The sequence below is a fragment of the Methylobacterium sp. Leaf94 genome (assembly GCF_001426045.1).
GTDB lineage: Bacteria > Pseudomonadota > Alphaproteobacteria > Rhizobiales > Beijerinckiaceae > Methylobacterium.
Window position 1 is genome coordinate 25371 of record NZ_LMRM01000045.1, and the last position, 12615, is coordinate 37985.

At 69.8% G+C, this 12615-nt stretch carries 12 protein-coding genes; 6 read left to right on the forward strand and 6 right to left on the reverse strand.

Going from position 1 to position 12615, the window contains the following annotated elements:
• Positions 1-53: 53 nt before the first annotated feature.
• The 4 genes from ASG63_RS18615 to ASG63_RS18630 form a co-directional block, all read right to left on the reverse strand.
• Positions 54-1724, reverse strand: a complete 1671-nt coding sequence (locus ASG63_RS18615; RefSeq protein ID WP_056219916.1) for a methyl-accepting chemotaxis protein — start codon at positions 1722-1724, stop codon at positions 54-56.
• A 106-nt stretch (positions 1725-1830) separates the two neighbouring features.
• On the reverse strand, positions 1831-2379 hold the full coding sequence (locus ASG63_RS18620) for a chemotaxis protein CheW (RefSeq protein ID WP_056219920.1): 549 nt from the start codon (positions 2377-2379) through the stop codon (positions 1831-1833).
• Complete coding sequence (locus ASG63_RS18625; protein WP_056219923.1) at positions 2376-3869, reverse strand: CheR family methyltransferase; 1494 nt, start codon at positions 3867-3869, stop codon at positions 2376-2378. The genes ASG63_RS18620 and ASG63_RS18625 overlap by 4 nt, the downstream gene beginning before the upstream one ends.
• Before the next feature lie 28 nt (positions 3870-3897).
• The gene (locus tag ASG63_RS18630; protein ID WP_082514138.1) at positions 3898-4449 is read right to left on the reverse strand and encodes a chemotaxis protein CheW; all 552 of its coding nucleotides are present in this window, start codon (positions 4447-4449) and stop codon (positions 3898-3900) included.
• A gap of 152 nt (positions 4450-4601) precedes the next feature.
• Between ASG63_RS18630 and ASG63_RS18635 the strand changes: the two genes are divergently transcribed.
• The 6 genes from ASG63_RS18635 (at position 4602) to ASG63_RS18660 (ending at position 10524) form a co-directional block, all read left to right on the forward strand.
• Positions 4602-4874, forward strand: a complete 273-nt coding sequence (locus ASG63_RS18635) for a PepSY domain-containing protein (protein WP_056219927.1) — start codon at positions 4602-4604, stop codon at positions 4872-4874.
• A gap of 338 nt (positions 4875-5212) precedes the next feature.
• A complete protein-coding gene (locus ASG63_RS18640; protein ID WP_056219930.1) occupies positions 5213-6988 on the forward strand; it encodes an acetolactate synthase 3 large subunit in 1776 nt (591 codons plus the stop codon).
• A gap of 116 nt (positions 6989-7104) precedes the next feature.
• Positions 7105-7647 (forward strand): acetolactate synthase small subunit, encoded by a 543-nt coding sequence (gene ilvN / locus ASG63_RS18645; RefSeq protein ID WP_056183565.1) that lies wholly within the window; start codon positions 7105-7107, stop codon positions 7645-7647.
• A 170-nt stretch (positions 7648-7817) separates the two neighbouring features.
• On the forward strand, positions 7818-8456 hold the full coding sequence (locus tag ASG63_RS18650; protein ID WP_056219933.1) for a glutathione S-transferase family protein: 639 nt from the start codon (positions 7818-7820) through the stop codon (positions 8454-8456).
• A 176-nt stretch (positions 8457-8632) separates the two neighbouring features.
• Complete coding sequence (gene ilvC / locus ASG63_RS18655; protein WP_056219936.1) at positions 8633-9652, forward strand: ketol-acid reductoisomerase; 1020 nt, start codon at positions 8633-8635, stop codon at positions 9650-9652.
• A gap of 218 nt (positions 9653-9870) precedes the next feature.
• On the forward strand, positions 9871-10524 hold the full coding sequence (locus tag ASG63_RS18660; protein ID WP_056219939.1) for a pyridoxamine 5'-phosphate oxidase family protein: 654 nt from the start codon (positions 9871-9873) through the stop codon (positions 10522-10524).
• 115 nt (positions 10525-10639) lie between these two features.
• On the opposite strand, the gene tam is transcribed toward ASG63_RS18660, so the two are convergent.
• Together tam and trpS are read right to left on the reverse strand one after the other, a co-directional pair.
• On the reverse strand, positions 10640-11422 hold the full coding sequence (gene tam / locus ASG63_RS18665; protein ID WP_056219942.1) for a trans-aconitate 2-methyltransferase: 783 nt from the start codon (positions 11420-11422) through the stop codon (positions 10640-10642).
• A 49-nt stretch (positions 11423-11471) separates the two neighbouring features.
• Positions 11472-12542: a tryptophan--tRNA ligase gene (trpS, locus tag ASG63_RS18670; protein WP_056219945.1), complete on the reverse strand. Its 1071-nt coding sequence runs from the start codon at positions 12540-12542 to the stop codon at positions 11472-11474.
• Positions 12543-12615 lie beyond the last annotated feature (73 nt).

A 12615-nucleotide genomic window follows, 5' to 3' on the forward strand; every position in this document is an offset into this window, starting at 1 on the left:
GTTCATCATTCATGCCCCGCGAAACCGGAGGTCTCCCAACCGTGGAAGTCCGCTCAGTGCCGGTAGCGCTCGGCGAGCGTCATCAGGGCCTGGGCGAGTTCGGTGAGGTTGGCGGAGGCCGCCTCGACCTCGCGGGTGCCGGCCGCCGTCTGCTGGCTCGCCTGGCGGATGTTCTGCAGGGCGCCCATCACCTGCTCGATGCCGAGCTGCTGCTGGTTCGTCGAGGCGACGATCTGCTGGAAGGTCTGGACGCTCTCCTCGACCCGGGCGGTGATCTCCTCGATGGTCCGCTGGGTGGTGTCGGAGCGAGCCTTGCCCGCGGCGGCGCGCTTGACCGCCTCCTCGGTGAGCATAACCGAGGTGTTGATGCCGCGCTGGATCTCGCCGAGGATCGTCCGGACCTGCCCGGTGGCCGCCTTGGCCTGGTCGGCCAGGAGCTTCATCTCCGAGGCGACCACCGCGAAGCTGCGCCCGCTCTCGCCGGCCGCCGCCGCCTCGATGGCGGCGTTCAGCGCCAGGAGATGGGTGCGTTCCGAGATGTCGTTGACGGTGGTGATGATGTCGCCGATCGCCTGGGTCTTCTCGGAGAGGGCGACGATGTTGCCGGCCACCGCCTCGGCCTGCTCGCGGATCGAATCCATCGCCCGCGCGGTGTCGGCCACCGCGCGCAGGCCGGCGCGGGAGGTCTGGGCCGTCGACTGGGCCGTGGCGATGACCTCGCCGGCCCGCTTGCCGATCTGCGCGCCGGAATGGGTGATCTCGTCGACCGTGGCGGCGGTCTCCTGCACGGCGGCGAACTGCTCCTCGACGCTGGCCGCCTGCTCCTGGGCGGAGGCGCGGATCTCGGCCGCCGCCGCGTTGAGGTCCGAGGTCGCGGCCCGGTTGGTCCGGGCGAGGTCGGCCAGGCCCGCCACCATGCGGTTCAGGGTGCGGCCGAGACGGCCGATCTCGTCCTTGCCCCGGGCCTCGAGGGTCCCCGAGAGGTCGCCCTCGCCGACGCGCTCGGCGAAGGCCATCACCGCCTCGAGAGGCCGCACCACGGCCCGGCTGATCAGCAGGGTGATGAGGATGCTGAGAACGATGCAGGCGCCCAGCGTGAGCAGGATGGAGAGGCGGCTGCGCTCGTAGAGATCGGCCACGCTGCGCTGGCCGGCGGCGATGCCCTCGTCGAGGGCGCTGCGGGTGCGCTCGATGTCGCTGAGGAACAGCTCCTGGCTTCGGTTCAACGCCTCGTTGCGGGCTTCGACACCGTCCACGTCCTTGGCGGCGATCGCGGCGAATTGCGCCTCGCTCGCACTGCGCAGCTCGCGCAGTTCAGCCACGGCCTCGATGGCGATGCCGTTCACCTTGCGCCAGGCGAGACTGCGCTCTTCGGAAGCCGACCGGGCCCGGTAGCTGTCCGTCGCGCGCACGAGTTCGGCGAGGATCGCCTCGGCCTCGGCGGCGGACCGGCGCCAGGAGGCGGAGCCGTCATCCCGCTCCGGGCCGCCCCGCGCCCGCATCAGCAGCGCGATGATGGCGTTGCGGCGCTGGAGGCCCATGTCGCGGGCCTTGTTGGCGAGATCGTCGAGCTGGCGCGCCACCGTCAGGTCGCGGGTGACGATGCCGTCGGTCGTGTCGCGCACCACGCCGATCTGCCCCAGGGCGTAGAAGCCGAGCGCCACGATGACGATGGTGATGGCGACGAAGCCGAGGAGGATGCGTTTTCCGATCGAGATCGACACGAGGGGCTCCAGGCTCCGGGAATTCGAGCGGGACCGAGGCAGGACGGCCCGGGTCTCGGCAGTACGAAGAAGGCTCACCGCCGGCGCGGCAGCGCGGCAGGGACGGTCACGGCAGGTACCGGCGCAGGAGACGCGGCAGATCGACGACGACGAACCCGGGTTCCCCGTCCGGTCCGGCGCCGGGCGGGGCATACCCCGAAACCGCCTCCGTGCTCAAACCGGCCTCGGCGAGGGCCGGAACATCCGTCGCCTCGGCGATTTCGGCGATACCGAGGACGCGGTCGACGGCGAGCGCCACCGGAACCCCAGCGCCCCGCACGAGGACCACGTGGCCCTCGTCGCTGGCCGCCGCGGCGCCGCGTCCGAGGGCGCGGGCGAGGGCGATCAGGCTGACGACCCGGCCGGAGATGGCGATGAGCCCGAGGACCGCCGCCGGGGCACCGGGGAGGGGGGTCACCGGCCGGGCCGGCAGCACCTGGGCCACCTGGGCGAGGGCGAGGGCGAAGCGGTCGTCGCCGCAGGCGCAGACGAGAACGGCCCGCGTCGGCCCGGCGGCCTCAGCCGTCCCCCGTCCACGCCCGGCGAGCAGGCGGGAGCGCTCGGCGCGCAGGGCCTTCAGGCGGGCGGCGGGGGCTTCGGCCCGGGTCTGCGTCACGGCCCTTCTCCTGTCACGCCGGCACGGGCAAGGGCGGCGCTGCGCGCGATCTCGTGCGGGCCGAGCCCGTCGCCCTCGGCCACCACCGCATCCGGCGCCAGGGATTGGGCCAGACGGATCGCGTTGTCGAGGGCCCGCACCGCGTCCGCCCGCCGGCCGAGGCCGATCATCAGCAAGCCGAGCTGGTAATGCGCCATGACGAAGGTGCGGTCGAGGTAGAGCGCGCCGCGCCAGGCCCGCTCGGCCTCGGCCTCGCGCCCGAGGCTGTGGGCGAGGAGGCCGTCATAGTAGTGCAGGACGGGATCGGTCGGCGCAGCGCGGATCGCCGCCCGGACCGCCCGCCAGGCCTCCGCGGTCTCGCCGGCATCGGCCAGGGCCCGGATGCGGGCCGGATCGTCCGGTCGCACCGAAGGGTCTGGGGGCTCCACCGCATCCGCGCCGGGGGGCCCGGGGAAGTCGAGCAGGGTCGGGTCGGGCAGGTCGGATTTGGACGAGCCGAACTCGGCCGCCTCCGGCTGCCCGATGGCCGGCATGGGCGGGGCGACCGGGGCGGGCTCGGGGACGAACTCCGGGACCCAGGGCGGCGGAGGGAGGACCGGGGCGCCGGCGCCCCGTGGCCGATAGGCGACGGTTCCGGGCAGGTTCACGGGTTCCAGCATCGCCGCGATGGCCGGGTTCGGCTCGGCATGCCCGATCAGGAGCCAGCCCTCGGGGGTCAGGCGCCGGCCGAGGGCGCGCACGATGCCGAGCACGACCTCGGCCTCGAAGTAGATGAGCACGTTGCGGCAGAGGACGAGGTCGAACTCCGCCAGGGGCTGTGCGGTGCGGACGTCGAGGAGGTCCATCAGGTTGCGCCGCTCGAAGCGCACCATGCGGCGGAATTCCGGCCGCAGGGCGTAGGTGCCGTCGCGGCCGGGTCCCGCGACGGCCGGGCCGGGCACGAAGTAGCGCAGGCGCTCGCCGAGGGGCAGGGTCCGCAGCGCCCAGCGGCCGTAGATCCCCGCCCGCGCGGTCTCGAGGGCGGCCGTGCTGATGTCGGTGCCCAGGATCGAGACCCGCCACTCCGGCAGGGCGGTTCCCAGGAGTTCGTGCAGCAGGATGGCGATCGAGTAGGGCTCGGCTCCGGTGGAGCAGCCGGCGCTCCAGACCCGGAGGGTACGCTCGGGGGCGCGGGCGGCGATCAGGGCGGGCAGGATGGTGGTGCGCAGGGCCGCGAACTGTTCGGCGTAGCGGAAGAAGAACGTCTCGCCGATGGTGATCTCGGCCTCCAGCGCGGCCCATTCCGGGCCGCCGGTCAGGCGGTCGTCGAGGCAGGCGGCATAGGCCGTCGCATCCGCGAGCCCGAGCACCCGGAAGCGTTTGCGCAGGCGGTCGAACAGGAGGTCGTCTTTGTCGGCATAGTAGTGATGGCCGGTGCGGGCGATGATCCGGGCCTTGAGGGCCGGAAAGCCCGGATCGACCTCCGGGCCTGAGCGCGGCGGACGCGTCATGGTTGCTGCATACCGGGTGGCGGCCGGGTCAGACGGCCGACAGGGCGGCGAGGCGCTCGGCCGCCGCATCGGTCAGGGCCGACAGGCGGGCCCGCTCCTCCGCCGTGAGGAGGTGGGCCAGGCCGAGCACGTGGACCAGGCCGTCATCCCGGGCGATCTCGGCGACGACGCAGCCGTTGAGGGTCCGCTCCGCCGCGACCGGGCGGAGCGCCGCCGCCTCCACCGTGATCAGGTCCTCGACGCGGTCGACCAGGAAACCGATGCCCCGCGGCGCATCGAGGAGGATGTGCCGGTAGGCCTCTTCGGCGTCGCGGCGCGCGGCGTCCGTGCGCAGGCCGAGGAGCCGGGCGAGGTCGACCACGGGCACCGGGCGGCCTCCGAGATTGAGGAAGCCCGCGAACGGCCCACCCCCGGCCGGCGGCGCGTGCAGGTCCGGCAGCGGCAGCACCTCGCTCACCGACGTGCGCGCGAGCGCGCAGGCGACGCCCGCCACGTCCAGGAGGAGGAAGGCGCTGGTCTCGGACAGGGGCGGGGATCCTTGTGGACGGGCGGGGACCGGACGCGATCCGACATCGGACATCGGCCTTGATAGGACGGCGATGCGGCGGGGAGCAAACACGAATCCGTGGCCTCGGCCGAGGTCGCGCCCTCGCGGCGCCGGCCCTCCGCCCTAATATAGTGAGACCCCGCGCGCCTGCGCCCGCCGGGACCTCTCATCCCAGGAGTCCTCACATGTCCCGACCCGCCCAGACCGTCCGTACCGCCGCCCTGACCCTCGTTCTCCTCGCGGTCGGCGGGATGGCCCGGGCCGAGGTTCCGAGCGCCGATTGGCTCACCCCGGCTCAGGCGAAGCAGGCCCTGAAGAATGCGGGTTACAGCGAGATCACCAAGCTCGAAGCCGATGACGGACACTGGGACGGCGAGGGGATCAAGGACGGACGACGGATGCGGTTCGATGCGGACCCGAAGACCGGCGCCATCCTCGGGGAGGTTCCGGTCGAGTAATCCGGTCCGGATCCGGCGTCCGTTGTCTGGGCCCGTTGCCCGGGAACGTGCGACGCCGGAACCGGCAAGATCGTGCGCCCCGGCGTTGACCGGTGTCGCCGCCTTCGGTAAGACACCCCACACGATTTTCGATTCGCCTTGTCGGGCGGACGAACGAGGCGGACAACGACGCGATGCGTGCCATCCTTATCGTAACGGAAGCGCCACCGACGGGGCGGACCTGACAACAGGGTCCGCGATCCGAATGGTGGCGCATGCAGGGTCCCTCGGGGCCCTTTTTTATTGCCGCGACGCGCCGGACGACACGAACAGCACAGACAGTTTCAAGGAGCAGGACGATGGGCGGCGAGGTCATGACCGGGGCCGAAATGGTCATCCGGGCGTTTCAGGATCAGGGTGTCGACACGCTGTTCGGGTATCCCGGCGGCGCGGTGCTGCCGATCTACGACGCGCTCTTCCACCAGGAGACCCTCAAGCACATCCTGGTGCGCCATGAGCAGGGCGCCGTCCATGCGGCCGAGGGCTATGCGCGCTCGTCCGGCAAGGTCGGCTGCGTCCTGGTCACATCGGGACCCGGCGCCACCAACATCATCACCGGCCTGACCGACGCGCTGCTCGATTCGATTCCGCTCGTCTGCATCACCGGCCAGGTTCCCACGCACCTGATCGGAACGGACGCCTTCCAGGAGTGCGACACGGTCGGCATCACGCGCCACTGCACGAAGCACAACTACCTGGTCAAATCGATCGACGATCTGCCCCGCATCCTGCACGAGGCGTTCTACGTCGCCGCCAACGGCCGGCCCGGCCCGGTCGTCATCGACCTGCCGAAGGACGTGCAGTTCGCGTCGGGCGTCTACGAGCGTCCGACCCAGAACGGCCACAAGACCTACAAGCCGGCCTTCAAGGGCGATGCGGCTCAGATCCGGGCGGCCGTCGAGCTGATGGCCTCCGCCCGCCGGCCGATCCTGTACACCGGCGGCGGCGTCATCAATGCCGGCCCGCACGCCTCGGCCCTGCTGCGCAGGCTCGCCGCCGAGACCGGCTTTCCCGTCACCTCGACCCTGATGGGCCTGGGCGCCTTCCCGGCCTCGGACGACAAGTTCCTCGGCATGCTCGGCATGCACGGGACCTACGAGGCGAACCTGGCGATGCACGAATGCGACGTCATGGTCTGCATCGGCGCGCGCTTCGACGACCGCATCACCGGCCGCCTCGACGCCTTCGCGCCGTTCTCGAAGAAGATCCACGTCGATATCGATGCCTCCTCGATCAACAAGGTCGTCAAGGTCGATGTCGGGATCGTCGGCGATTGCGGCTCGGTGCTGGAAGACATGCTCGCCGCCTGGAAGGCGCTGCCGCGCCAGCCGGACACGGCCCGCCTGGAGGATTGGTGGACCAAGATCCGTACCTGGAAGGCGCGCGACTGCCTCGCCTACTGGCCGTCGGGCACGATCATCAAGCCGCAATACGCCGTCCAGCGCCTCTACGAGGCCTGCAAGGACCGGGAGACCTACGTCACCACCGAGGTCGGCCAGCACCAGATGTGGGCGGCGCAGTACTTCAAGTTCGACGAGCCGAATCGCTGGATGACCTCCGGCGGCCTCGGCACCATGGGCTACGGCCTGCCGGCGGCCATCGGCACGCAGCTCGCCCACCCGGACGGGCTCGTCATCGACATCGCCGGCGAGGCTTCGATCCTGATGAACATGCAGGAGCTGTCCACGGCGGTTCAGTACCGCCTGCCGGTCAAGATCTTCATCCTGAACAACGAGTACATGGGCATGGTGCGCCAGTGGCAGGAGCTGCTGCACGGCTCGCGCTACTCGCAGAGCTACTCCGAGAGCCTGCCGGATTTCGTGAAGCTGGCCGAGGCCTACGGCGCCAAGGGCATCCGCTGCGAGAAGCCGGGCGACCTCGACGCGGCGATCGCCGAGATGCTCGACTATGACGGCCCGGTCGTCTTCGACTGCGTCGTCGACAAGAAGGAGAACTGCTTCCCGATGATCCCGTCGGGCAAGGCGCACAACGAGATGCTGCTGTCCGACTACCTCGGCGAGACCGGGGTCGAAATCGGGGACGTCATCTCCGAAGAGGGCAAGATGCTGGTCTGAGCCTCCGGACCCATCCTGACGCATCCGGATCGGGCGCCGCGCGCCCGGTCCTTTTCCGATCGGCCCCGCCGGGCCACTCACGACACGCCATCGCAGACGAAGATCCGGGGCACGCCATGAATGCCATGAACACGCACTATCCCGATGCCGGCCGGGTCGAGCCGATCAACCGGCACACCCTGGCCGTCATCGTCGACAACGAGCCCGGCGTGCTCGCCCGGATCTCGGGGATGTTCTCGGGACGGGGCTACAACATCGAGAGCCTGACGGTGTCGGAGACCGAGGTGGCGCGCCATCTCTCCCGCATCACCATCGTCACCGCCGGCACCGATGCGGTGATCCAGCAGATCAAGGCGCAGCTCGACCGACTCGTGCCGGTGCACCGGGTCGTCGACCTCACGCTCCAGGGCAAGGCCCTCGAGCGCGAACTCTGCCTCGTCAAGGTGGCGGGCACCGGCGAGCACCGCACCGAATCGCTGACCCTCGCGGCCGCCTTCGGCGCCAAGACCCTGGACGCGACCCTGAACTCCTTCGTGTTCGAGGTCACCGGCACCACCGAGGAGATCGATCGCTTCATCGGCCTGATGACGGTGATCGGCCTCGTGGAGATCTCCCGCACCGGCATCGCCGCGATGGGACGCGGCGCCGAGCCGATGTAGGTCCCAAGGTCTGGCATCGCGGGAGCCGTTCTGGTCGATGGGGTCCGCTCGATCGACGGGAAGGTACGCATCCGCCGGTCCATCGGCTCCGTGCCGAACTCTGTCCTCACCGAAGTTCGCGGGACGCTCGCGACGTTGATCGGCATCACCTGGAACGCTCCAGAGATCACATGACCACGCTCTACTACGCCCCCGGCGCCTGCTCGCTCGCCTCCCATATCGCCCTCGAGGAGACCGGCGCACCCTACGAGACGGTACGGCTCGACCTCGCCAAGGGCGACCAGCGTGCGCCCACCTACCTTGCCGTCAACGAGCGCGGCCGGGTCCCGGCGCTGGCGGAGGGCGATTGGGTGCTCACGGAGAACACCGCGATCCTGCGCCACATCGCGCGCGCGCATCCCGAGGCCGGCCTGTGGCCGCAGGATCCGCGCGACCAGGCCCGGGTCGACGAGTGGCTCGGCTGGCTCTCCACCGGCCACCACATCGCCTACGCGCATATCCGCCGGGCCGAGCGGTACTCGAACGACGAAACGGCCTTCCCGGGCATCCAGGCCAGGGGCGCCGAGACCTGCGGCGACCTGTTCACGATGACCGAGGTCAAGCTCTCCAACGGCGGCTGGGCCGTCGGCGAGGCCTACAGCATCGCCGATCCCTACCTGCTGCTGTTCTGGACCTGGGGCCGGGGTCCGGCGCTCGGCTTCGACATGGCCGAGCGCTTCCCGGCCTGGACGGCCCATGCCCGGGCCATGGCCGCGCGCCCCGCCGTACAGGCGGTCTTCGCCCGCGAAGGCCTCAAACTGCCGGCCTGAGCGCAGCACAGGGGCGGCAAAGGACGGGGCATGCGACAATGCCCCTTCCGTCAAGGGGATCGCCTCGCTAAAAGCTCCGCGATCGCACGGCCGCGCGGATGTCGTTTCAGATGAGGGCGCCGGAGCGCACTCATGCCGATTTCATGCCCAATCGAGAGAAAAGAGAAGGTACCGCCATGCGGGTCTATTACGATCGTGACGCCGACCTCAACCTGATCAAGGGCAAGAAGGTCGTCATCGTCGGCTACGGCAGCCAGGGCCATGCCCACGCGCTCAACCTGCGCGATTCGGGCGTCAAGGACATCGTCATCGCCCTGCGCGAGGGCTCGGCCACCGCCAAGAAGGCGGAGCACGAGGGCTTCACGGTGATGTCGGTGGCCGAGGCCGCCAAGCAGGCCGACGTCGTCATGATGCTGACCCCGGACGAGCTCCAGGGCGACATCTACAAGGAGTCCCTGGAGCCGAACATGAAGCAGGGCGCCGCCCTCCTGTTCGCCCACGGCCTCAACGTGCACTTCAACCTGATCGAGCCCCGCAAGGACCTCGACGTGCTCATGGTCGCCCCGAAGGGCCCCGGCCACACCGTGCGCGGCGAGTACCTGAAGGGCGGCGGCGTGCCGACCCTGATCGCCATCGCGCAGGACGCCTCGGGCAACGCCCACGACCTCGGCCTGTCCTACGCCTCGGCCAACGGCGGCGGCCGCGCCGGCATCATCGAGACCACCTTCAAGGAAGAGTGCGAGACCGACCTGTTCGGCGAGCAGGCCGTGCTCTGCGGCGGCCTCGTCGAGCTGATCAAGGCCGGCTTCGAGACCCTGGTCGAGGGCGGCTACGCCCCCGAGATGGCGTATTTCGAGTGCCTGCACGAGGTGAAGCTCATCGTAGACCTCATCTACGAGGGCGGCATCGCCAACATGAACTACTCGATCTCGAACACCGCCGAGTACGGCGAGTACGTCACGGGCCCCCGCATCGTCACGCCCGAGACCAAGGCCGAGATGAAGCGCGTCCTCAACGACATCCAGTCGGGCAAGTTCACCCGCGACTGGATGCTGGAGAACAAGGTCGGCCAGACCTCGTTCAAGGCCACCCGCGCCAAGCTCGCCGCTCACCCGATCGAGGAGGTCGGCGCCAAGCTGCGCGGCATGATGCCGTGGATCTCCGAGAAGGCCCTGGTCGACAAGGCCAAGAACTGAGGTCGGGATCGGGGAGGCCGGCATCGTCCGGCCTCCCCTGACGGAGAGCGCCGGCGTCGCAAGAGCGGCGCCGGCTTTTTGATGCGCGGTCCCGGGGCCACACCGCGCGCGCTCGGACGCGACGGAGCCGCGTCGCCTGTTGTGCTCCGACGGGTTTCCCGCGATCATCTCGGGCAACGGCGGCCCGGACGAGAGCAGCCGAAACGCGGAGGACCCCCATGGCATCGCTCTACTCTGACGCGCATCGCGCGCTGCAGGAAGAGTTCAAAACCGTCAAGCTCGCCGAGCGCCTGGACACGGGCTGGGTCCAGGACAGGATCGGCGAGACCGAAGCCGCCTTCATCGGCAGCCGGGACATGTTCTTTCTCTCCACCGTCGATCCCGACGGCATGCCGACCGTCTCCTACAAGGGCGGCAACCCCGGCTTCGTGAAGGTGCTCGACGGCAACACGCTGGTGTTCCCGGGCTTCGACGGCAACGGCATGTGGTACTCGATGGGCAACATCGAGGGGCAGTCGAAGGTCGGGCTGCTGTTCATCGACTTCGAGACCCCGCACCGGGTCCGCGTCCAGGGCCATGCCCGGATGCTGCGCGACGATCCCCTGATGGCCGAATACACGGAAGCGAAGTACCTCGTCCGCGTCGAGGTCACGAAGGCCTGGGTCAACTGCCCGCGCTACATCCACAAGTACCAGAAGGTGGCGCAGAACCGGTACGTGCCCACCCCCGACAAGGAGACGCCGCTCGCCCTCTGGAAGCGCCTCGACATGGTCGCCGACGTCATCCCCGAGGAGGATAAGGCCCGCGTCGCGCGGGAAGGCCAGATCGAGTTGCCCGAGTACGAGGCCCGGGTCGCGCGCGGCGAGAGCTGAACCGGCGCGGCGTCAGAGCAATTTCGGTAATCTCTGGATCACCGAAATTGCTCTTATCCATTGTGTGGTCGCATTGTCTTCACGCGAGCCGGAATCCACCTCGCTTGAAAATGCTCTAGCCCGCGCGTCGCGCGACGATGAACACCCGAGGAAATGCGAGCAGTCGCCGTCCGTCACGGCGGGGTGGATACCCCTCCGCGATCGCCGCCGTGTAGGCGGTGAGGAACCCGGCCTCTTCGTCGGGCGTGAGCGGGTCGAGGAAGGGTCGCAAGCCCGTGGCGCGGACCCATTCGACAATGGCGGACGCATCTGCCATCCGGTGGTGATAGGCAGTGCGCCAGACATTCACCTCGGCGGCGTGCGGCGCCAGCAGATCGTAATAACCGGCCGGTTCCAGCATGCGCCCGAGCCGGCCGGCCACGGCCGGGTCGCCGATCGCCGCTGCCCAGGGGCCGGTTTCCGCCACCATGCGCATCAGGCGGTGCGACGGCTCGGCGAGGTTGTCGGGCATCTGTACGGCGAGAACGCCGCCGGGTGCCAGGAGGCCGAAGAGACGGGGTAGCAGCACCGGGTGGTCGGGCAGCCATTGCAGCACGGCATTGGCGTAGATCAGGTCCGGCGCCCGCTCCGGCTGCCAAGTCGCCGCGTCCGCCAGCGCAAAGGAGAGGCCGGGCAGGCGCTCGCGGGCCCGCTCCAGCATGGCCGGGGAGGTGTCGAGGCCGATGACCTCGGCCTCGGGGAAGCGGGCCGCGATCAGCGCTGTGGAATTGCCGGGGCCACAGCCGAGATCGTAGGCGAGGCCCGGCGCCGCGAGCGGAACCTGGGCGAGGAGTTCGGCCGCCGGACGCGTGCGCTCATCCTCGAAGCGAGCGTAGAGGGCGGGGTTCCAGTCGGACATCGTGCACCTCCCGAAGCCGGCCCTGTCGGAGGCCGGATCGCCTCACTTGTCAGGGGACCATCCGCAGGCGCGGCCCGCGGCGGACGAATCCGACGATGTCCTTGACGGCGTCGAGGGTCGGCGCCGCGATGGCCTCGGCGCGCTCGGCGCCGTCGGCGAGCACCGCATCGATCTCGGCCGGGTCGGCCACGAGGCGCTTCATCTCGGTGCCGAGGGGCGCCAGGGTCTCGACCGCGAGCTCGACCAGGGCGCCCTTGAAAACCGAGAACTGGGCGCCGCCGAAGTCGCGCAGGACCTCCTCGCGCGTGACGTCCTTCAGGGCGGCGAAGATACCCACCAGGTTGTCGGCCTCGGGCCGACCGGCCAGGCCCGCCACCTCGGAGGGGAGGGCGTCCGGGTCGGTCTTGGCCTTGCGCACCTTGGCGGCGATCGCGTCGGCATCGTCCGTCAGGTTGATCCGCGAATTGTCGGAGGCGTCCGACTTCGACATCTTCTTGGTGCCGTCGCGCAAGCTCATGACGCGCGCCGCCGGCCCGCCGATCAGGGGCTCGGTGACGGGGAAGAAGCCGGCCCCTTCGTCGTGCCCATGGGCGGCGATCGACTGCGAAAAATCGTTGTTGAACTTCTGGGCGATGTCGCGGGTCAGTTCGAGGTGCTGCTTCTGGTCCTCGCCCACGGGCACGTGGGTGGCGCGATAGGCCAGGATGTCGGCCGCCATCAGTACGGGATAGTCGTAGAGGCCGATCGAGGCGTTCTCCCGGTCCTTGCCGGCCTTGTCCTTGAACTGGGTCATGCGGTTGAGCCAACCGAGCCGTGCGACGCAGTTGAAGATCCAGGCGAGTTCGGCGTGCTGGGGCACCTGGCTCTGGTTGAAGACGATCGAGCGCGTCGGGTCGATACCGGCGGCGAGGAACGCGGCGGTGACCTCGCGGATCTGGCCCTTCAGCGCGGCCGGGTCCTGCCACAGGGTGATCGCGTGCAGGTCGACGACGCAGTAGAGGCACTGCGCATCGCGCGCCTGCATCTCGACGAAGCGCTTGATGGCGCCGAGATAGTTGCCGAGATGCAGGTTCCCGGTCGGCTGTACGCCCGAGAACACCAGTTCCTTGAACGCGGTCATCGCGGCGGGGTCCTCGTGCGGATTGCGGGAGAGCGGCCGCGGACGTCGATCCCGTGCAGCCGAGCGCCGGTTT

Coding starts and splice junctions, on each gene's coding strand:
- ASG63_RS18640 (WP_056219930.1), top strand. CDS start 5,213: ATGGGCGGCGAGGTCATGACCGGGGCCGAAATGGTCATCCGGGCGTTT.
- ilvC (WP_056219936.1), top strand. CDS start 8,633: ATGCGGGTCTATTACGATCGTGACGCCGACCTCAACCTGATCAAGGGC.
- trpS (WP_056219945.1), bottom strand. CDS start 12,542: ATGACCGCGTTCAAGGAACTGGTGTTCTCGGGCGTACAGCCGACCGGG.
- ASG63_RS18625 (WP_056219923.1), bottom strand. CDS start 3,869: ATGACGCGTCCGCCGCGCTCAGGCCCGGAGGTCGATCCGGGCTTTCCG.
- ASG63_RS18660 (WP_056219939.1), top strand. CDS start 9,871: ATGGCATCGCTCTACTCTGACGCGCATCGCGCGCTGCAGGAAGAGTTC.
- ilvN (WP_056183565.1), top strand. CDS start 7,105: ATGAATGCCATGAACACGCACTATCCCGATGCCGGCCGGGTCGAGCCG.
- ASG63_RS18650 (WP_056219933.1), top strand. CDS start 7,818: ATGACCACGCTCTACTACGCCCCCGGCGCCTGCTCGCTCGCCTCCCAT.
- ASG63_RS18630 (WP_082514138.1), bottom strand. CDS start 4,449: ATGTCCGATGTCGGATCGCGTCCGGTCCCCGCCCGTCCACAAGGATCC.
- ASG63_RS18635 (WP_056219927.1), top strand. CDS start 4,602: ATGTCCCGACCCGCCCAGACCGTCCGTACCGCCGCCCTGACCCTCGTT.
- tam (WP_056219942.1), bottom strand. CDS start 11,422: ATGTCCGACTGGAACCCCGCCCTCTACGCTCGCTTCGAGGATGAGCGC.